General features: G+C 74.9%; 18 protein-coding genes and 2 pseudogenes. 7 read left to right on the top strand and 13 right to left on the bottom strand.

All coding sequences use genetic code 11. From position 1 onward, the window contains the following. Positions 1-168: 168 nt before the first annotated feature. The 3 genes from ACR807_RS29840 to ACR807_RS29830 all read right to left on the bottom strand — a co-directional run bounded on the left by ACR807_RS29840 (position 169) and on the right by ACR807_RS29830 (position 2,987). Positions 169-915, bottom strand: a complete 747-nt coding sequence (locus ACR807_RS29840) for a hypothetical protein (RefSeq protein WP_438924779.1) — start codon at positions 913-915, stop codon at positions 169-171. Between the two features lie 235 nt (positions 916-1,150). Then, positions 1,151-1,789, bottom strand: coding sequence for a chemotaxis protein CheB (locus ACR807_RS29835; protein ID WP_438924778.1), 639 nt, complete (start codon positions 1,787-1,789; stop codon positions 1,151-1,153). Between the two features lie 154 nt (positions 1,790-1,943). Then, positions 1,944-2,987, bottom strand: coding sequence for a methyltransferase (locus tag ACR807_RS29830; protein WP_438924777.1), 1,044 nt, complete (start codon positions 2,985-2,987; stop codon positions 1,944-1,946). A gap of 238 nt (positions 2,988-3,225) precedes the next feature. On the opposite strand from ACR807_RS29830, the gene ACR807_RS29825 reads away from it, so the two are divergent. Then, on the top strand, positions 3,226-4,194 hold the full coding sequence (locus ACR807_RS29825) for a carbohydrate-binding protein (protein ID WP_438924776.1): 969 nt from the start codon (positions 3,226-3,228) through the stop codon (positions 4,192-4,194). A gap of 44 nt (positions 4,195-4,238) precedes the next feature. Here the strand turns inward: ACR807_RS29825 and ACR807_RS29820 are convergent, their stop codons facing one another. From ACR807_RS29820 to ACR807_RS29805, 4 genes are read right to left on the bottom strand one after another with little or no spacing between them, the layout of a single operon-like run. Beyond that, complete coding sequence (locus ACR807_RS29820) at positions 4,239-5,288, bottom strand: ABC transporter ATP-binding protein (RefSeq protein ID WP_438924775.1); 1,050 nt, start codon at positions 5,286-5,288, stop codon at positions 4,239-4,241. Next, positions 5,285-6,094, bottom strand: coding sequence for a molybdate ABC transporter permease subunit (gene modB, locus ACR807_RS29815; RefSeq protein ID WP_438924774.1), 810 nt, complete (start codon positions 6,092-6,094; stop codon positions 5,285-5,287). Before modB ends, ACR807_RS29820 begins: the two co-directional genes overlap by 4 nt. Next, positions 6,091-6,855 carry a molybdate ABC transporter substrate-binding protein gene (gene modA / locus ACR807_RS29810; protein ID WP_438924773.1) on the bottom strand — a complete coding sequence of 255 codons (765 nt, stop codon included), beginning with the start codon at positions 6,853-6,855 and terminating at the stop codon, positions 6,091-6,093. Before modA ends, modB begins: the two co-directional genes overlap by 4 nt. 4 nt (positions 6,856-6,859) lie before the next feature. Then, entirely contained in the window at positions 6,860-7,258 is a 399-nt protein-coding gene (locus ACR807_RS29805) for a TOBE domain-containing protein (RefSeq protein ID WP_438924772.1), read from the bottom strand. Positions 7,259-7,433: 175 nt separating this feature from the next. Between ACR807_RS29805 and ACR807_RS29800 the strand changes: the two genes are divergently transcribed. Beyond that, positions 7,434-7,949 (top strand): EF-hand domain-containing protein, encoded by a 516-nt coding sequence (locus ACR807_RS29800; RefSeq protein WP_438924771.1) that lies wholly within the window; start codon positions 7,434-7,436, stop codon positions 7,947-7,949. Here the strand turns inward: ACR807_RS29800 and ACR807_RS29795 are convergent. Next, positions 7,942-8,004: pseudogene (locus ACR807_RS29795) on the bottom strand (VOC family protein); the annotation flags it as partial. The gene ACR807_RS29800 and the pseudogene ACR807_RS29795 overlap by 8 nt on opposite strands. Positions 8,005-8,203: 199 nt before the next feature. Here ACR807_RS29795 and ACR807_RS29790 point away from each other — a divergent pair. From ACR807_RS29790 to ACR807_RS29780, 3 genes are all read left to right on the top strand, one after another. Then, a complete protein-coding gene (locus ACR807_RS29790) occupies positions 8,204-9,133 on the top strand; it encodes a carbon-nitrogen hydrolase family protein (RefSeq protein ID WP_438924770.1) in 930 nt (309 codons plus the stop codon). A 176-nt stretch (positions 9,134-9,309) separates the two neighbouring features. After that, positions 9,310-10,737 (top strand): cellulose binding domain-containing protein, encoded by a 1,428-nt coding sequence (locus ACR807_RS29785; protein ID WP_438924769.1) that lies wholly within the window; start codon positions 9,310-9,312, stop codon positions 10,735-10,737. Positions 10,738-10,900: 163 nt separating this feature from the next. Then, positions 10,901-13,264 (top strand): immune inhibitor A domain-containing protein, encoded by a 2,364-nt coding sequence (locus ACR807_RS29780; RefSeq protein ID WP_438924768.1) that lies wholly within the window; start codon positions 10,901-10,903, stop codon positions 13,262-13,264. Between the two features lie 94 nt (positions 13,265-13,358). On the opposite strand, the gene ACR807_RS29775 is transcribed toward ACR807_RS29780, so the two are convergent. From ACR807_RS29775 to ACR807_RS29765, 3 genes are all read right to left on the bottom strand, one after another. Beyond that, complete coding sequence (locus ACR807_RS29775; protein WP_438924767.1) at positions 13,359-14,783, bottom strand: WGR domain-containing protein; 1,425 nt, start codon at positions 14,781-14,783, stop codon at positions 13,359-13,361. 111 nt (positions 14,784-14,894) lie between these two features. After that, on the bottom strand, positions 14,895-15,818 hold the full coding sequence (locus tag ACR807_RS29770) for an SDR family NAD(P)-dependent oxidoreductase (protein WP_438924766.1): 924 nt from the start codon (positions 15,816-15,818) through the stop codon (positions 14,895-14,897). After that, positions 15,815-16,501, bottom strand: coding sequence for an NAD(P)-dependent oxidoreductase (locus tag ACR807_RS29765; protein WP_438924765.1), 687 nt, complete (start codon positions 16,499-16,501; stop codon positions 15,815-15,817). Before ACR807_RS29765 ends, ACR807_RS29770 begins: the two co-directional genes overlap by 4 nt. A gap of 57 nt (positions 16,502-16,558) precedes the next feature. On the opposite strand from ACR807_RS29765, the gene ACR807_RS29760 reads away from it, so the two are divergent. After that, a complete protein-coding gene (locus tag ACR807_RS29760) occupies positions 16,559-17,125 on the top strand; it encodes a TetR/AcrR family transcriptional regulator (protein WP_438924764.1) in 567 nt (188 codons plus the stop codon). A 69-nt stretch (positions 17,126-17,194) separates the two neighbouring features. Then, positions 17,195-17,389, top strand: a complete 195-nt coding sequence (locus ACR807_RS29755; RefSeq protein WP_438924763.1) for a hypothetical protein — start codon at positions 17,195-17,197, stop codon at positions 17,387-17,389. 49 nt (positions 17,390-17,438) lie between these two features. Here ACR807_RS29755 and ACR807_RS29750 read toward each other — a convergent pair whose 3' ends face one another. Then, complete coding sequence (locus ACR807_RS29750) at positions 17,439-18,671, bottom strand: putative PEP-binding protein (protein WP_438924762.1); 1,233 nt, start codon at positions 18,669-18,671, stop codon at positions 17,439-17,441. Positions 18,672-18,797: 126 nt separating this feature from the next. Then, positions 18,798-19,245, bottom strand: a pseudogene (locus ACR807_RS29745) (FAD/NAD(P)-binding protein); the annotation flags it as partial.

Here is a 19,245-nt window from a genome sequence, read left to right as displayed (position 1 = left end):
ACCCGGTGCCAACCGCTGTTTCGGTGCCCGCCGGATCGACCACCCGCTCAGCCCGTTGCCCGTCGCGGAACCGTATTCCGGCGGTGTCCGGAGTGGACGGGTGAACGCGCCCCGTCGAACGGCGCCCGCCGGCCCGGTTCCCCACCGCGCGGGTGGGGACGCCGTTCGTCACCTCGGCGGTACCGCCAGGGACGCCCACACCACCTTGCCGCCGTCGAGGGTGTGGTTGCTGCCCCACGCGGTGCTCAGCGCCTCGACCACCGCCAGGCCGCGTGCGCCCGCGCCCGGCCCGGGTGCGGGCGGCAGGACCGGGCTGGTGTCGTGCACGGCCACGGTGAGCCGGCGGGGGAACAGGTCGATCCGCAGCACCGGGGCGCTGTCGGTGTGGAGCAGCGCGTTGGCCACGAGTTCGTCGGCCAGCGCGACGGCGGACGTGGTGAGGCGCGGCAGGTGCCACGCGCCGCACCGCTCGCGGACGAACGACCGCGCCAGCACTCGCGCCAGCGGCGCGGCGGGGAGCTGGATCTCGTCGCGGTGCCGCAGCGGCAGTTGCCTGACGGCGGCCAGCGCCCGGTCGAGCCCCTCGTGGTACGGCACGAAGCGGGCGACGCCGGTGCGGGTCAGCACCTCGCGGTGGACCCGTTCCCGGGCCACGAGCACGAACGGCACGGCGGGCCACCGGGCGACCCGCATCCACGTGGTGGCGAACACGGTGGCGAGGGGGTCGCTGCCGATCTCGAAGTCCTCGTCCAGCACCACGAGGAGGGCCGCCGGCTGGTCCGCCGCGTGCTTGAGCAGCCCGTCGCGCAGGTGCGCGTAGGTGGACAGGTCGAGCCTGCCGACGGGGCGCACCAGCACGGCGTCGCCGATCCGGGCCGACTTCAGGCGCAGGAGCGACGCGCGGCGGCCGATCACGCGGCACCCGACGACGGCGCACCCACCGCCGCCGCGCCCGTCGTCGGGTGCGGCGGGGTGACGGGGGCGGGACTGGCGGGTGCGGCGGTGAGCGTCATGATCGACCGTTCGTAGGCTGTGTCGGGTCCCATGCTTCCGCCGCGGCGGAGGCGTGGTGGAGGGCCAAAGGTCCCTATCTGTCGCCCGAACAGGTGAACCGCTGCGGCTGCTCGGCCGCATTTTTCGTGCTGGACGGTCAGTTCGCCCTGTCCGGTTCCAGCGGGTGCGGGGCGCCGTGCCGGTGGCGGTCCACGTGGGCCACGACGGCGGGGGCGATGGCGGCCAGCGGGAGCACCGCGTGGACGAGCCCGGTCGCGGTGGCGGCGGAGGGCATGCCGAAGTGCGCGGAGGTCGCCTCGTCCTGCGCGTACACGGTGCCCCCGCGGTGGGCGACGGCGCGGATGCCGGCCTGGGCGTCGGTGCCCGTGCCGGTGAGGACGACCGCGAGCACGCGCGGTCCGCAGGTCACCGCGAGGGTGGCCAGGAACAGGTCGGCGGAGGGGCGGGCGGGCGGCAGCGCGCCGGAGTCGATGAGGCCGACCCTGGTGGGGGAGGTGACCAGCAGGTGCCGGCCCGCCGGCGCCACCAGCACCCGACCGGGGACGAGGAGGTCGCCGTCGCGGGCCGCGGCGACGGTGAGGGCGGTGCGCCGGTCGAGCAGCTGGGAGAGCAGGCTGGTGCGCTCGGGGTGCAGGTGCTGCACGACGAGCACCGCGGCGGGCAGGTCGGCCGGCAGGGGCGCCACCACCCGCGTCAGGGCGTCCAGGCCGCCCGACGAGGCGACCAGGGCGACCACCGGGAACCACGCCGGGGGTCCGGTGTCGTCGAAGGTCATCCGGGGCACCGCCGCGGGTCGGGCGCGGGTTTTCCGCGATCCGCCCACCCTACCGGTGTCCGGATCGCCCGCACGGGTGACGTGGAGCGGGTGCCGGTGTTCGCGGGCGGCGGGCCGGCCGCTCCCGCGGTGGTCGGGCCAGGGGACGGGCGGTTCAGGGCGCGGCCACGCCCTCGACGATCGACAGCCTGGTGTCGGTCGGCAGCACGCGGGTCAGGCGGAGGCCCGCGCGGGCGAACAGGGCGTCGAAGTCGGCCCGGGTGCGTTCGCGCCCGGTGAGCGCGCTCATCATGAGCAGGTCGATGACCTTGCCCGGGTCGGGGTCGTTGCCGGGCGGGACCACCGCGTCGACCACCAGGACGCGGCCGTCGTCGGACATCGCCCGCCGGCACTGCCGGAGGATGCGGACGCACTGCTCGTCGTCCCAGTCGTGCAGGACCCGCTTGAGCAGGTAGGCGTCGCCGGGCGGGGCCCCGGTGAAGAAGTCGCCCGCGGCCAGGTCCCAGCGGTGGTCCGCGCCGAGGGCGGTCAGCCGGTGGCCCGCCAGCACGTGCGGCTGGTCGAACAGCACGCCGCGCACGGTGGGGTGCTCGTGCAGCACCGCTCGCAGCAGTCCGCCGTGGCCGCCGCCCACGTCGACCACCACCGCGCCCGGCGGGAAGTCGCAGGCCCGCGCCACCAGGGGGTTCTCCGGGTCGGACATCGAGGCCATGCCGTCGTGGAAGACGGCGGCGGTGGCGGGGTCCCGGGCGAAGTGCTCGAAGAACGGCACCCCGAACAGCCGGTCGAACGCCGACGTGCCGGTGCGCACGGCCTCCTCCAGCTCGCCCGCGGGCCGCCAGAACGTCGTGTCGGTGATCATCAGGACGGCCGGGGCGAACGAGTCCGGCACGTCGGTGCGCAGCAGCTCCGCCGCCGGGGTGAGCGCGAACCGGCCTGCGTCGTCCTCGGTGAAGATCCCGTGCGCGGCCAGCAGCCGCAACGCCCGGTGCAGGTTGAGCGGGTGGGTGCCGGCCGCGCGGGCCAGGTCGGCGACGGGCAGCGGGCCCGCGGCCAGGTGGTCGGCCACGCCCAGCGCCGTGACGGCGCGCAGCGCGGCGGGGACCAGGTAGCTCAGCGCGAGGTCCATCAGGGCGAAGCGGGGGTCGCTCTCCGCGGGGCGTGCGGCGGGGTCGGGGGAGTGCTCGGTGGTCGCCACCCGGAGTACCGTATTGATCACGCGCCGTGATGGCGAGGGGTGTGCCCCAGGTTCACCCTCATGTACGGACGCGGTGCCGCGGCGGCCCGTCACAAGCGGCCGATTGACCTCTAGCCGCGGTCACGGGTGGCCCGGCAGGCTTCGGTTACCGCAGTGTCCTGGGGGGCACTTACGTGCGTCACTCGCGTGCTTCTTGCTGCGGTGAGCCAGTTCTCCTTATGAGAGGGAAACCGTGGCCATGTCGTCCGCAACACCCCTGTTGCGCCGGGCAGCCGTCGCGCTGCTCGCCGCCGGCGCGCTGCTCGCGCCGGTCCACCCCGCCTCCGCGTCCACAGTGGACGAACCGGTCGTCGCGGCCCCGTCGCCGGACTCGCCGGTCAGCGGCCGGGCCGTGCCCGCGCTGCGCGGTGACGCCGCGCGGGCCGCGGCCGGTCCGGTGGTCAGCGAGAAGGTGCTCCAGCGCGGCGAGTCCCGGGCCCTCGTGCCGAGCGGTGGCGCCGACGCCTCGACCATCACGCCGTGGAGCGGTTCGCTGCACGTCGTCTGGGGCGCGTTCCCGAACGTCTCGTCCGACGGGGCGCAGGCCACCCACACCGTCAACCCGGGCATCAGCATCCCGGCGGGCAACCCCGACGTGGTGTACGCCCCGACGCTGGTCCCGAGCGGGAAGTCCTGCATCGAGGTGACCACGTTCTACTGGCAGGGCGGCAACGGCGTCGGCGCGTGGGACTGGTGCGCCGCCTCGCCCGGCTTCGCCGCGGTCGCCTGGATCAACTCCGGCTTCACCAGCACGTACACCACGCCGTTCCAGGGCCTGCCCGCCTACACGGTGCTCGACGTGCAGACCAACGCGGTGACCAACTCGTGGACCGCCTACCTCTACAACTACACGACCTCGTCCTGGGACGCGCTGTTCACCAGCGCCGACACCGCCAAGCTGAGCGAGACGCACGGCGGCTGGAACATGTTCGAGGTCTACACCGAGTACAACGCCGCCACGGGGCAGGGCCACTACTGCACCGAGACCTACGGCACCCAGTACCACGCGGCCAACATGCAGATCAAGGTCGGCGGCACGTGGAGCGCGCTGACCACGAGCAACTCGTCGGTCACGCCGCCCGGCAGCGTCAACAGCACCGACTTCGGCTGCTACGGCCTGTCCTTCACGCTCCAGACGGCGAACAGCCACTGGCAGGTCACGCACTGATCGCCGGGTGCGGCGCCCGACCGCCCGGGCGCCGCACCACCCGGTCAGGCCGGGTAGGCGCGGGTCTCCCCCGGCTCGACCGCGGCCCAGAGCCGGTCACCGGGGCGCAGCCGCAGTTCGGCGACGGTCGCGGTGCTCACGTCGGCGAGCGCCGGTGGCGCGCCGTCCAGGCGGGCGCGGCTGGTGTGCGCGTGCTGCTCCACGCCCGCGACGGTGACCTGCCAGGTGTTGACGGGGTCGTGCGCCGGGCGGGCGGCGTGCAGGGTGACGGCGCCCGGGGCGAAGGTGACCAGCACCTGACCGCGCGCGGGGTGGGCGAGGGTGAGGCGCCCGCCGCCGACGAGGTCGACCGCCGTGCCGTCGGCGGTGCCCCGGTAGAGGTTGAGCCCGACCAGGTCGGCCACGTAGGGGGTCCGGGGGTGCCGGGCCACGTCGACGGGCGTGCCCCGCTGCACGACCCGGCCGTGTTCGAGGACGACCAGGCGGTCCGCCAGCACCATGGCGTCGACCGGGTCGTGGGTGACCAGGACGGTGCGGCCCGCGAACCGGTCGAGGTGGCGGCCCAGCTCGGCGCGGGTGACCAGCCGGGTGGCGGCGTCGAGGGCGGCCAGGGGCTCGTCGAGCAGGAGCACGTCGGGGTCGGTGGCCAGGGCCCGGGCGAGGGCGACGCGCTGGGCCTGGCCACCGGACAGGGCGCGGGGCCTGGCCCGGGCGAGGTCGGCGAGGCCCACGCGGTCGAGCCAGCCGAGCGCGGTGGCGCGGGCGTCGGCCTTGCGGGCGCCCCGGGCGCGGGGGCCGAAGGCGACGTTCTCCAGCGCGGTGAGGTGGTCGAACAGCAGGTAGTCCTGGAACACCACGCCGGTCGTGCGGTGCTCGGGCGGCACGAACGCGCGCGGCGGCTCGTCCCAGGCGCGCCCGTCGAGGCGCAGGTGGCCGCCGGTGAGGGGGAGCAGGCCCGCCAGGGCGCGCAGGGCGGTGGACTTGCCCGCCCCGTTGGGGCCGAGCAGGGCGACCACCTCGCCGGGCGCGACGGTGAGGTCCAGGTCGAGGTCGAACGCGCCGCGGGTGGCCCGCAGGTGGGCATCGAGGGTCACGAGGCGCCCCTGACCCAGCGGTCGCGCAGGCAGGCGAGCACCGCGACCGAGACGAGCAGCAGCACGACGCTGAGCGCGATCGCGGCGTCCGGGTCGGTCTCCAGGGCCAGGTACACGGCCAGCGGCATGGTGGTGGTCTCGCCGGGGAAGTTGCCCGCGAAGGTGATGGTCGCGCCGAACTCGCCCAGCGCCCGCGCCCAGCACAGCACCGTGCCCGCGACCAGGCCGGGCAGGATCGAGGGCAGCGTGACGCGGCGGAACGCGTGCCGGCGCGACGCGCCGAGGGTGGCGGCGGCCTCCTCGTAGCGCGGGTCGGCGGCGCGCAGCGCGCCCTCCACGGAGATGACCAGGAACGGCATGGCGACGAACGCCTCGGCCACCACCACGCCCGCGGTGGTGAAGGGCAGCGAGACGCCGAACCAGGCGTCGAGGTGCTGGCCGACCACGCCGCGCCGGCCGAGCACGAACAGCAGCGCCACGCCGCCCACCACCGGCGGCAGCACCAGGGGCACGGTCACCAGGGCGCGCAGGAACCCCCGGCCGGGCAGGTCGGCGCGGGCCAGCACCCAGGCCAGCGGCACGCCCAGCACGACGCAGACCACCGTGGCCAGCGACGCGCACAGCAGCGACAACCGCAGGGCCTCGCCGACCTCGGGGCTGAGCAGCTGGGCGGGCAGGGTGCGCCACGGCGCGCGCAGCAGCAGCCCGGCGAAGGGGACGAGCAGGAACGCCAGGCCCAGCAGGGCGGGCAGCACGAGCACCGGCGGCAGCCCGCCGCGCGCCGCCCGCGCGCGGGTGCGGGTCACGGCGCGGCGAACCCGGCCGCGGCGAGCACCGCGCGGCCCTCCGCGGACAGGACGTGGTTGACGAACGCCCGGGCGCCGGCGGCGTTGGGCGCCGTGGCGAGCGTGGCGATCGGGTACTCGTTGACCGCCTCCTCCGCCTCGGGGAACCCGATGCCCTCGACCTCGTCGCCGGCGGCCCCCACGTCGGTGGCGTAGACCAGGGCGGCGTCGACCTCGCCGAGCCGGACCTTGGTCAGCACGGCCTTGACGTCCTGCTCCAGCGTGTCGGGGCGCGGTGTGACGCCGGCGGCGTCGAACGCCTCCTTCGCCGCCGCGCCGCACGGGACCTGCTCCGCGCACAGGGCGATCGTGGCGTCGGGGTCGGCGAAGTCGGCCAGGCCGGTGACGCCGCCGGGGTTGCCCCTCGGCACGGCGATGCGGAGCGTGTTGCGCGCGAACGTGGTGGGCGTGGCGGTGACTGCGCCGGACTCGCGGACCTGCTCCATGGTGGCCGGGGACGCGGCGGCGAACACGTCGGCCGGCGCGCCCTGGTCGATCTGCTGGGCCAGCGCGGAGCTGCCCGCGAAGTTGAACACCACCTCCGCGCCCGGGTTGACGGCCTCGAAGTCCTCGCCCAGCCGCGTGAAGGTCTCGGTCAGGGACGAGGCGGCGAACACGGTGATCCGCCCGCCGGGACCGGTCGCGGCGGGTTCGCCGCCGCAGGCCGCCAGCACGGCCGCGGCCAGCGCGCACGCGGCCGGGGTGGTGAGCGCTCGGCGCACGGCGTCAGCCCTCCGGGATCTCGACGACGACGTGCGTGGACTTGATGGAGGCGACCGCGACCGTGCCGACCTCCAGGCCCAGTTCGTCGGCCGACTCGCGGCTCATCAGCGACACCACCCGGAACGGCCCCGCCTGCATCTCGACCTGCGCCATCACCCCGTCCTTGACCACGCGGGTGACGATGCCGCGCATCCGGTTGCGGGCGGACGCGGCGACCGTGGTGCCGGGTTCGGCGGCCTCGGAGATCCGCTGCGCGAACGCGGCCAGCTCGCGTCCCTCGACGCCCTTGCGGCCGTTGTCCAGCTGCACGGCGGCCAGCCGCCCCTGGTCGATCCACCGGCGCACGGTGTCGTCGCTCACGCCCAGCAGCGCGGCTGCCTCGCTGATCCGCAGGTTCGGCACGAACGGCAGTTTATCCCCGCAGGCGCCGGTCCGATGTGGCCGGGTGCCCGTGGACTCGGATCGGGCGCGCCACCGTTCCGGGTGATGGGATCAACCCGGTCCGGTGATGCTGCGCGGCCCCGCTCGCGGTTACGCTTCGCCGTTGCTGGGGACCGACCGGTGAACGGGGCGTGGCGTGGCGGAACAGGTGCCGACCGGGAAAGTGGACCGCGCTTTCGCGGTCTTCGACGTGAACGGCGGCGGGCGCCTCCGGTGGACCGACTTCGAGGCGGAGGCCGCCTGCATCGGCGAGGGGTTCGGCCGCAGCCCCGACTCGGCCGAGGTCCGCGGCCTCGTGACGGCCTACGAGCAGGTCTGGGAGTACGTCTGCGGCGCCGCGGACGTCAACCGGGACGGGGTCGTGACGAAGGACGAGTTCGAGCGGGCGCACCGGTCGCGGCGGCTGTCCGCCGAGACCGTGGCGGACCTGTGGACGGTCGTCTCCGACCGGCTGTTCGCCGTGGCCGACCGCGACGGGGACGGCCGCGTCGACCAGGGCGAACTGGTGGAGCTGTACCGGGCGGGGCGGGTCGTCGACGCGGAGCGCGCCGCCGAGGCCGCGTTCGCCGGGACGGGTGTCGACGGCGACGGCCGCGTCGACCAGACCGGGTTCACCGCGACCGCGCGCGGCCTGTTCGCCGAGGTCAGGTGACGAAGACGCAGAACGGGTGGCCGGCGGGGTCGGCGTAGACGCGGAGCGGCTCGTCCGGGTCGTCGCCGGCAGCTCGGGCACCCGCTGGAACGCCGGCTGCGTGTCGCCCGCCAGGTGCCGGAGCACGAGCCGGTCGACGTCGTCGGGCCGCCCGTCACCGGGCGGTTCGTCGCCCGGCCGGTGGGTCAGGCCCGGCAGGCGGCGGTCGCGCGCACACCTCGAAGATCACCGGCCGCCCGCCTACCGTGCACGCCATGGGCATCGACGAGAACCGCGTGACGGCGGCCGTCGTGCAGGCCGGTGCGCGCCTGTTCGACACACCCGCCACCTTGGCGAAGGCCGTGGACCTGGTGCGGGAGGCCGCCGGTCGGGGCGCGGACGTGGTCGTGCTGCCGGAGGCGTTCCTCGGCGGCTACCCCAAGGGCCTGGACTTCGGGGTGACCGTCGGCAGCCGGACGCCGGAGGGGCGCGAGCTGTTCCGCCGCTACCACGACTCCGCGATCACCGCGCCGGGACCGGAGACGCGGGCGTTGGGCGAGCTGACCCGCGACCTCGGTGTGCACGCCGTGGTCGGCGCGATCGAGCGGCACGGGTCCACGCTGTACTGCGTCGCGCTGTTCTTCGGCCCCACCGGCTACCTGGGCCTGCACCGCAAGGTCGCGCCGACCGCCGCCGAACGCCTGATCTGGGGCCAGGGCGACGGCTCGACCATGCCCGTCGTCACCGCCGGCGCGGCGCGGCTCGGTGCGGCGATCTGCTGGGAGAACTACATGCCGCTGTTCCGCGCCGCGATGTACGCCAAGGGCGTCGACCTGTGGTGCGCGCCCACGGTGGACGACCGCGACGGCTGGCAGGCCACCATGCGGCACGTCGCGCTGGAGGGGCGCTGCTTCGTGCTCGGCGCGAGCCAGTACCTGCTGCGCTCGGACCTGCCGGCCGACGTGCGCCCCGTGCAGGGCGACGACCCGGGCACGGTCCTGATCGACGGCGGCAGCGTCATCGTGTCCCCGCTCGGCGACGTCCTCGCCGGCCCGCTGCGCGGCACCGAGGGCGTGCTGACCGCGGAGCTGGACCTGCGCGACCTGGCCCGCGCCCGCTTCGACCTCGACGTCGTCGGCCACTACTCGCGGCCCGACCTGTTCACCCTGCGCGTGGACGACGCGCCCAGGCTCGACGGGCGGTGAGCCGACCTGCCCCGACGGCGCGCCCCATCTGAGACGTCGTTGTCCGCCGCCCGGGTGAATCCCCGGGCCGTCCCGTTGACTGGCGCGGTGCTCGGCTCCCACGGTTCCAGGGGCCTGGGAGCGCTCCCAGGTGGAATGGGGCGGTTCCCGCCCCGGCACGAGACCCAGGAGGCCCGATGAAGCGCCCCATCGCGATGCTCGCCGCAGGCGCGGCGGTGATCGCCTGCACCACGGCCCTGTCGCCGCCCGCGTCCGCCGCACCCGGTTGCCGCGTCGACTACGCGGTGACCAGCCAGTGGCACGGCGGGTTCCAGGGGAGCGTGAGGATCACCAACCTGGGTGACGCCGTGACCCGCTGGTCGCTCGGCTTCGACTTCCCCGACGCCGGGCAGCGGGTCGTCCAGGGCTGGAGCGCCACGTGGAGCCAGGCGGGCTCCCGCGTCACGGCCGCGAGCGCGGCCTGGAACGGCGCCCTGGCGACCGGCGCGTCCACCTCGATCGGCTTCGTCGGCTCGGCCACCGGCGCCAACCCCGTCGCGGCGGGGTTCACCCTCAACGGCGTCGCCTGCACCGGCCAACCCGGCGGCGGCACCGCCGTCCTCGACCAGGTCGCCACCCCCGGCCGGGTCCAGGACGGGGGCGACGCCGTGCGGTTCAGCTGGCCCGGCACCTACTTCGAGGGCCGGTTCCGCGGCACCGGGATCGGCGTCGTCCTCGACGACCCCGCCGCCGACTACGACGTCCAGGTCGACGGCCGCACCGCCGCCACCCTGGTGAACCCGGCCGCCGGCACGCACTGGGTCACCGGCCTGACCGACGCCGAGCACACCGTCCGCCTGGTCAAGCGCAACGAGAGCCCGTGGGCGACCAGCGCGTTCGGCGGCCTCGTCGCGGCACCCGGCGGCGCGGTCCTGGCCAAGCCCGCCGCCCGCGGCAGGCAGGTCGAGTTCATCGGTGACTCCCACACCGCCGGCTACGGCAACCTGTCCACCACCCGCGACTGCACCGGCGACCAGGTCAACCGCACCACCAACGCCGACGTGGCGTTCAGCGCGCTGACCGCCCGCCGGCTGGGCGCGGACTACCAGGTCAACGCCTTCTCCGGGCGCGGCGTGGTGCGCAACTACAACGGCGGCGAACCCGGCACCAGCTACCGCACCTACTACGACCGGGCCCTGCTCGCCGTGGACGGCGACGTGTGGCGCAAGCCCGCGACCTGGAACCCGCAGCTGGTCGTCGTCGGCCTGGGCATCAACGACTTCTCCACCGCCCTCAACCCCGGCGAGCCCTGGGCGACGCCCGAGGCGCTGGTCGCCGACTACCGGGCCGCCTACCACGGCTTCCTGGACAAGCTGCGCGCCCGCTACGGCGCCGGCACCACCATCGTGGTCATCGCCACCCAGGGCAGCACCGCCTTCGTCGACAGCGCCCGGCAGGTCGTGGCCGAGCGCAACAGCCGGGGCGACGACCGGGTCCGGTACTGGTACCAGGACAACTCCGGCCTGGACAACCTGGGCTGCCACTGGCACCCGTCCGCCCGTGACCACCAGCTCATCGCCGAGCGGCTGGGCACGTTCATCGCGGGCCTGCCGCTGGCCTGGTGACCCCGCCGAGCCGGTGATCCCGCCGGCCCGGTGACCCCGCCGAGCCGGTGACCGGCGTACCGCACTGGTCTGTTCGCCCCCGACTTCCGGCTGTGCCGCTCGGGCGGGCGGCTACGTAACGTCCCGCACGAACGTCTCGACCCACCAGTGAGGGGAAGACCTCGTGCGAAGACTCTTAGCCGGCGCGGCCGCGGCCGCGCTGATCGCCGGGGGCGCCGCGACCGCGCCCACCGTCGCCGCGGCGGCCCCGGGGACCACCGCCCCCGGGGCCGCCGAGGCGGTGCCGCAGCAGACCGACGAGCTGCCGAACCCGTTGGAGGACAAGCGGCGGGCGTTGCGGCAGGAGGCGCTGGCCAAGGTGCTGACCGGCGAGGCGACCGCGGAGAAGCGCGGCGCCAGCACCGTCGTCAAGCTCGGCCGCAAGGACCGGGTGGGCGCGCGGACCGAGGTCGACCAGTACGTCGAGCTGGAGCGGGAGAAGGTCGACAGGATCTTCGTCGTGCTCGCCGAGTTCGGCGACGAGCGCCACCCGGACTACCCCGACCGGGACACCGCGCCGAACACGCCGGGGCCCCAGCGGTTCGACGGCCCCCGGCACAACGAGATCCCGCAGCCGAACCGGGCCGTGGACAACACGACCATCTGGCAACCGGACTTCGACCGGGACCACTTCCAGGACCTGTACTTCTCCACCGCGCCGGACGCCAACTCGGTCGCGAACTACTACGACCGGCAGTCCTCCGGCCGCTACAGCGTGTCCGGCACGGTCACCGACTGGGTGCGCGTCCGCTACAACGAGGCCCGCTACGGCCGGTCCAACGGCTACCCGTGCTCGGGCAGCGTGTGCGACAACAGCTACGAGCTGGTCCGCGACGCGGTCACGAGGTGGGTCGCCGACCAGCTGGCCGCGGGCCGCACGACCGAGCAGGTCCGGGCCGAGCTGGCCGCGTTCGACGAGTGGGACCGCTACGACCACGACGGCGACGGCGAGTTCAACGAGCCCGACGGCTACCTCGACCACTTCCAGGTCGTGCACGCGGGCGGCGACCAGGCCGACCGCGACCCGTGGCAGGGCGAGGACGCCATCTGGAGCCACCGGGGCTACGCGTTCAAGAACTACAACACCGGTCCCGCCGGCAACAAGCTGGGCGGCGCGCCGATCGGCGACACGGGCCTGTGGGTCGGCGACTACACGATGCAGCCGGAGAACGGCGGCGTCAGCGTGTTCGCGCACGAGTACGGCCACGACCTCGGCCTGCCCGACCACTACGACACCAGCGGCGGCGGCACGAACGGCGTCAACTGGTGGTCGCTGATGGGGCAGACGCGGGTCGGCGAGCCGGGCGAGCCGCCGGGCACGCGGGCCAACGAGCTGTCCGCGTGGGACAAGCTGCAACTGGGGTGGCTGGACTACGAGGTGGCGGTCGCGGGCCAGGAGCGCATGGTCGACCTCGGGCCGCACGAGTACAACACCGCCAAGGCGCAGGGCCTGGTGGTCGTGCTGCCCGACGTGGCGAAGACGTTCCGCTACGGCGACCCGTTCGCCGGGACGCGGATGTGGTGGAGCGACCGGGGCAACGACCTGGACAACACGATGACCCGGGCGGTGGACCTCACCGGCAGGGCCGGCGCGGAGCTGACCCTCAAGGCGCGCTTCGACGTCGAGGAGGACTTCGACTACGTCTACGTGGAGGCGGCGAACCCGGACGGCAGCTGGACCCAGCTGGACGGCACGGTCGACGGCCGCCCGTTCCTCCGCGACTCCGGCGACGCGCCCGCCATCAGCGGCTCCTCGGGCAACCGCTGGGTGGACGTCCGGGTGCCGCTGGACGCCTACGCGGGCACGAGCACGAAGATCCGCTTCGCCTACCGCACGGACGGCGGCCTGGCGTTGCAGGGGTTCTTCGCCGACGCCGTCGCGGTCACGGCGGACGGCGCGCCGGTGCTGGAGGACGGCGCGGAGACCGGGACCGGCTGGGCGCTCAAGGGCTTCCGCAGCACGGCCGGTACCGAGACGAAGGCGTTCGACCAGTTCTACGTCGCGTCCCACCGCACCTACGAGTCCTACGGCGGGTACAACCGCACCGGCCCGTACCGCTACAGCTTCCCGGACCGGCCGAGGTGGGTGGAGCACTTCCCGTACCAGGACGGCCTGCTGGTGTCGCTGTGGGACACCAGCCACCTGGACAACAACACCAGCGAGCACCCCGGTGAGGGCCTGATCCTGCCGGTCGACGCCAACCCCGCGCCCATCTACCACCTCGACGGGTCGGCGTGGGCGCCCACCGTCGGCGGGTACGACGCGCCGTTCGGGTTGCAGAAGTCCGACTCGTTCACCCTGCACGTCAACGGCAAGGCGTCGTACGTGCGCGGGCAGCCGGCGAAGCCGGTGTTCGACGACACCAAGCAGCACTGGTACCCGGAGACGCCCACCACGGGCGTGAAGCTGCCGGCGGTGGGGGTGGGGCTGCGCGTGCTCTCGCAGTCCGGCACGTCCCTGCGGGTCAGGCTGTTCAGCACCCGGTAGGTGTGCCCGGTGCCGGGCGTGGCCCTTGCGAGGGGCACGCCCGGCGCACCCGCGCCGTCGTCCCGCGGACCGGCCGCACGGCCCGGTCCGGGGGTCAGCGCAGGCGCTTGATCTCGCCGCGCGTGCGGTAGAACGAGCCGCCGGTCGAGGTGACGACCTCGGTGACCAGGTAGCGGGCCCCCGGCACGCGGATGTTCTTGGGGAACTGCACGCCCCACGTGCGGTCGTAGCCCTCGGAGACGACGTGCACCCTGACCCGGCCGCCCTCCCGCACGCACTCGACGACGACGCCCTCGCCCGGGGCGGCGTGCGAGACGACCTCGACCTCGGCGGTCGCCTCGACGCGGTCGATGGCGCCGGCCTTGATGTCCCGGCGCTGCGGCAGTTCCCCCTGCTCGGCGGCGCGCACGGCGGACGTGCTCGCGTCCAGGCAGGCCAGCGAGCCGTCCGTGGTCACCAGGTAGAGCCGCTCGTCGCGGTACTGCATGGAGAACGCGGAGCCGCAGCCGGTGGCGAGCTTCCACAGCCGGGTCCCATCCGCGGCGAAGCAGTACACCGAGGACTGGTTGTCGCCCGCGAAGACGAACTCGCCGTCGGGGGAGGTGGCGCAGGAGAACACCGGTGCGTCGCAGCGGTAGACGGCGGTCTCGCGGCCGTCCGACTTGGCGAACCGGTGCACCCGGCCCCGGCTGGTGCCCGCGAACACCTCGGTGCGCTCCTGCCAGCCGAACAGCACCTCCCCGACGGTGTCGGCGTGCCACGCCCGGTGGCCGCGGCCGGTGTAGTGGGTGACGCCCCGGGAGTGGCCGTGGAAGACGCCCTCCGGCGAGCAGCGGACCATCCAGGCGCTGTCGCCGGTGGCCGGGCACGACCACTGGAACTCGTCCTCGTGGTCCACCACGGTCACCCGGCCCTGCCGGTCGGACACGCCGAGCACGCCGTCGTGGATGTCGAGCCAGTAGATGTCGACGTCGTCGGCGATCTCGTAGGCCACCCGCGGCACCTTGGCGCCCAGGTCGTACACCTGGCCGTCGTCGCACCCCGCGTAGATCCAGAAGTCGTCGGCCACGATGCACTTGACGGCGTCGGGCAGCCCGAACCGCCCGGTGACCCGGCCGTCGTGGGTGAGGGTGTAGACGTCGCCCTTCTCGTTGCCGACCCAGGCGTGGTCCTCGCCGATGAAGATGCCGAACGCCGGGGCGCCGGAGGCGAACCGCCACAGCACCGGCGCCTGGTGGGCGGTCGAGCGGGTGCTGACGATCTGCCGCCGGCTCACCGACCGGCGTTGGCGCACGCCCCTGACGGCGGGGGCGTAGCCCTTGCGCACCTTCTCGCCGATCTTCTTCTCGGCGGCCTTGAGGGCCTTGGCGTGGTCGCCGAAGGACGCGTTCCTGACCTGCCCCGGCTCCCCGATGCGCCCGTAGGTGATGGTGACCTCGGTGCCGTCGACCCGCACCTCGTAGAACTTGTGCGCGCCGCCGCCCGCCTCGGACAACTCCAGGTACGTGGTGCCGGACATGGGTTCGCTCCCCCCTCGCGTGATCTTGTGAGCACGGTATCGGGGGGCACCGACAAGAACCGGCGCCGACGAGAACGGGCGCCGACGAGAACCGGCACCGGCGAGAACGGGTCAGCCCGTCGCGGTGGCCCACGCCAGGCTGAGCCGCCAGGCGGCGGCGCGGGTGGCGGGGTCGTACGAGGCGTCGGGGGAGCGCGCCTCGCGGTCGCGGACGTAGTAGCGGCCGGTGGTACCGGCGAGGGCGGGGTCGACGGCCAGGCGCAGGGCGGCCCCCGCGCCCTGTTCCGGGGTGAGCAGCCGGCGGTGGATCAGCGACCGGAACGGGGCGAGGGCGGCGGGCACGAGGTCGTCGACCAGGCCGGTGCTGACGATGCCGGGGTGCACGGAGTTGACCGTGACGCCCGCGTCGCGCCACCGGTCGGCGAACTCGTACCCGCACGTCGTGGTTAGCAGCTTGGCGCGGGCGTAGGCGGCGAACGGGGCGTAGCCGTCGGCGGGGTTGAGGTCGCGGGCGTCGGTGGCGGTGGTGAGGTCGAGCGTGACGGGGCGGGGGCGGCCGGGCAGCGGCACGGCGCGGGCGTCCGACATGGCGGCCGAGACGACGTTGACCACGCGGGCGGTCCCGGCGGCGAGCAGGCGGTCCGCCAGGAGGTGGGTGAGGGTGAAGCCCGCGAGGTGGTTGACCGCGAGGTGCGCCTCCACGCCGTCCGAGGTGAGCCTGCGCTCCCGGTAGTGCGCGCCCGCGTTGTTCACGAGCAGGTGCAGGGCGTCGTGGCGGGCGGCGAACTCCGCGGCGAGCCGGCGCACGTCCGCGCGGGAGGCGAGGTCGCCGGTCAGGACCTCGACGCGGTCGGCGCCGGTCTCCTCCGCGACGTGCCGCGCCAGGGCCTCGCCGCGCTCCCGGTCGCGACCGGTGGTGACGACGTGCGCGCCCGCCCTGGCCAGCTCGGTGGTGATGACCCGGCCCATCCCGCCGGTCCCGCCGGTGACGAGGGCGGTGCGGCCGCGCAGGTCGACCGGGACGGCGGCGCTCACGCGGCGATCCGCGGCGCGGCGTGGAGGTGCGCGGGCGTGACGGCCTCGCGCACCAGGAAGTCGGCGAGGTCGGCGCGGGACACGGACGTGGTCAGCCGGATGCGCAGGTCGGTGCCGGTGCGGTAGCGGCCGGTCGGCGGGGTGTCCCGCAGCGCGGGCGGTCGGACGATGGTCCAGTTGGTGTCCGAGGCCCGCACGAGCGCCTCCATCGACTCCTTGTCGCGCATCTTGTGCGCGACCGACGCCCACAGCGCCAGCAAGTAGGGGGAGCGGTCGCGGCTCTCGGCCGCGCCGTGGGCGCTGACCACCACCAGGCGGCGCACGCCGGTCGCGGTCATGGCGCGCAGCGCGGCGCGGACGCCGTCGGTGCACACCGTGACCGGTCCGCGCGCGGAGGTGCCCAGGGCGCTGACGACCGCGTCGTGGCCCGCGACGGCCTCGGCGAGGCGGTCGCCGCGGGCCGGTCGGGGGTGGGCCGGTCCGGGGTGGGAGAGGTCGGGGTGAGAGAGGTCGGGGACCACCGCGACGGTCAACCCGGGAGCGGGCGGCAGGGCGTCGGCGCGGCGGGTGACGGCGGTGACGCGGTGCCCGGCGCGCAGGGCGACCTCGACGACGGCCCGCCCGGTGCCGCCGGTGGCGCCGAGGACGACGAGGCGGGAAGGTTGTGAGTCATTTTGTCTCATAGTTGGAGTCTGGCATCGCACGCACTCGTGAGTCAACTTGTCTCATAAGATGCCGGCATGGCCGACACCGAGGACCCGCGCGTCACCCGCAGCCGCGAGGCGATCCTGGTCGCCGCCCGGGAACTCCTGCGCGACGGGGGACCGGCGGCGGTCACCCACCAGCGCGTCGCCGCCCTCGCCGGGGTGGGCCGGGCCACCGTCTACCGCCACTGGCCGCGCCCGGAGCAGTTGCTGACCGACGCGATGGCGGGCGTCCGGATGCCGTTCTTCCTCGACCCGGAGGTGCCGGTCAGGCCGTGGCTGGAGCGGCAGCTCCGCGTGCTGGCGGACGAGCTGGCGCTGCCCGACGTGCTCGCCGTGACGACCTCGCTGCTGCACGGCGCGGTGTGGGACCCGGAGGTGACCGACCGCCGGGACCGGCTCGCCGCGGCTGTCGGCGGTCGGCTGCGCGCGGCGCTGGAGGCGGCGGTGGACGCCGGCGAGCTGCGCGCGGACGGGCTCGACGACGCGCCGGCCCTGCTGATCGGCCCCCTGCTCTACCGCGGCGTGCTCGAACCCGCGCCCGTGCCCGACGACCTGATCGCCCGCCTGCTCGACGCCGTGGGCACGTGGGCGGACCGGTAGCCGCCGCCGTTTCCCGGCGCGGGCGACGGGTACCCGGTCGTCCCGCGGTGCCGTCAGGGAGGAGCCGACGTGAGCGACGATCCCGGCGAGCGGCCACGACCGGCCGACCTCGACCCGGTCACGGCCGAGAGCGAGCTGGAGCCCGACTTCGGCGACGAGCACGACAGCACGACGGCGGACGACGGGACGCCCGCGGAGGGCGCCGACGAGTCCGTGCCCGAGGGGCGCGGCGGCATGGACCAGGGGGCCGGCGGACCCCCGTGACGGACCCCCGTGACGGACGTCCAGTAGCGGACGCCCGGTGGCGGGCCGGTCAGCGGGTCGGCACGGGGTCGACCAGTCGGTGCGCGGCGCGCTGGAGTTCCGCGGTGCACATCATGAGCCTGCGGGTGGGCAGGTGGCGGACGTAGTGGTCCACGTCGGCGCCCAGTGCGAACACGTGCACCGGCACGCCGGTGCGGCGGCCCGCCTCGACGGCCTGGCCGAGCGCCGCGAGCACGGCCGGGTGGCGGGTCTGGTAGGCCGAGGCGACCAGGTGGTTGCCCCGGTCCGCGGCGAGGTAGAACTGGATCAGGTCCTTGGTGCCGATGAACAGCTCGCTGGCGCCCGCGGCGCAGAAGTCGGCCGCCGAGTGCACGGCCGCGGGGGTCTCGACGAAGACGCCCAGCGGGGTGTCGTCGGTCAGGCCGAGGTGGCGGCGCAGGCGCAGGAACTCGGCCAGGTCGTTGATGAACGGCACCGCGAAGCTGATCCGGGCCGCCTCCGCGCCCAGGTGCCGGCGCAGGTGGGCGCGCAGCGCGCGGAACGCGTGGGGGTAGAGGCGCTCCTCCAGCAGCCAGCGCGCGCCGTGCAGGCCCATCTCGGGGTTGGGCTCGTCGTCCACCTCGACGCCGGTGGTGATCTGGGCGGCGTCGTCGGAGCGCAGGTCGAGCAGCCGCATCACCAGGCCCTGGTGGGGGAGCAGTTCGCCCACCATCGAGCACAGCTGCTCGGCGATGCCCGCGCCGTAGCGCTCCGCCGCCACGACCCCGGCGCGCAGGGCGTCGATCGGGCTCAGGTCGGCGGCCAGGCAGGCGAACTCCTCGCGGATGAAGAAGCGGTCCACGCGCTCGGTGCGCCGCGCGACGGCGTTCGTGGAGCGCACGTCGGTGGCGTCGGCGATCACCACGCAGATCGAGTCGACCTCGTCGAGGGCGCCGACCGGGCTCTCCGGCGACCGGGGCGCGGGCACGGTGCCGGCCAGGACGACCGACGCCCGGTCCAGGCGGACGGTGACCTCGCCGGTCAGCCGGTCCAGCGCCTCGGGGGCGACGCGCAGCACGGGGATGCCCCGGGACCGGCACAGCGACTGCATGTGACCCGTCCGGCCGCCGCGCGCGCAGACCACCGCGGCGGAGGCGACGATCGCGTCGTACAGCTCGGGGCCGAGGGACTCGACGACCAGGACCGAGCCGGGGACCGGCCGCCCGGAGCGGTCGCAGGTGCCGCGCGCGCTCGTCGTGCCCGGGTCGACCAGCACGATCCCGGGGATCTCGTGAAGGGTCACGGAAGTCCTCTCACCTGGTGGCGCTCGGCTCGTGCTCCGAGGATGGCAACCGGGCGGCGGTCGCCGCATCTTCACGAGTGCGGTGCGTGACCGTCCACCACGGATCGGAGCCGGGCGACCCCGTCGTCAGCGCACCGGTTCGTCCAGCCCGAGCAGCCGGCGCAGGTCGCGCGGCGTCACGGACAGGTCGTTGAGCCTGGCCTCGGCCGTCGCGCTCACGGCGTGCCGCAGCGCCCGGTCCGGCGGGGCGGGGCGCCCGGCGCGGGCGACCTCCCGGGCCAGGTCGGCGAGGCCGTCCTCCAGCAGCAGCGCCGTCCGCTCGCGCTCGTCGCGGCGGCGGGCCGCCATCCGGCGCACCTCCAGCACGACCGCGCGGTCGAACGCCTCCTCCTCACCGTCGCCCGGGGAGGCGTGCTCCTCGTAGCAGGACTCGACCCGGCGCAGCACGGTCGCGGCGACGCCCACCGAGTGGTTCTTGATGGCGGCCAGGTTGAACGAGAACGCCCCCATCCGGCCGTGGCGGACGATCTCGTCGCCCTCGCGCGGCCCGCCCACGGCGGAGACCGGCCCGGAC

The organism is Saccharothrix sabaoui (genome assembly GCF_051756985.1).
Lineage (GTDB): Bacteria > Actinomycetota > Actinomycetes > Mycobacteriales > Pseudonocardiaceae > Actinosynnema.
The sequence above is the reverse complement of the archived record's forward strand: the minus strand, read 5'-3'. Positions and strand labels throughout refer to the sequence as shown.

Coding starts and splice junctions, on each gene's coding strand:
- ACR807_RS29765 (WP_438924765.1), bottom strand. CDS start 16,501: ATGAGACAAAATGACTCACAACCTTCCCGCCTCGTCGTCCTCGGCGCC.
- ACR807_RS29790 (WP_438924770.1), top strand. CDS start 8,204: ATGGGCATCGACGAGAACCGCGTGACGGCGGCCGTCGTGCAGGCCGGT.
- ACR807_RS29785 (WP_438924769.1), top strand. CDS start 9,310: ATGAAGCGCCCCATCGCGATGCTCGCCGCAGGCGCGGCGGTGATCGCC.
- ACR807_RS29825 (WP_438924776.1), top strand. CDS start 3,226: ATGTCGTCCGCAACACCCCTGTTGCGCCGGGCAGCCGTCGCGCTGCTC.
- ACR807_RS29835 (WP_438924778.1), bottom strand. CDS start 1,789: ATGACCTTCGACGACACCGGACCCCCGGCGTGGTTCCCGGTGGTCGCC.
- ACR807_RS29760 (WP_438924764.1), top strand. CDS start 16,559: ATGGCCGACACCGAGGACCCGCGCGTCACCCGCAGCCGCGAGGCGATC.
- ACR807_RS29775 (WP_438924767.1), bottom strand. CDS start 14,783: ATGTCCGGCACCACGTACCTGGAGTTGTCCGAGGCGGGCGGCGGCGCG.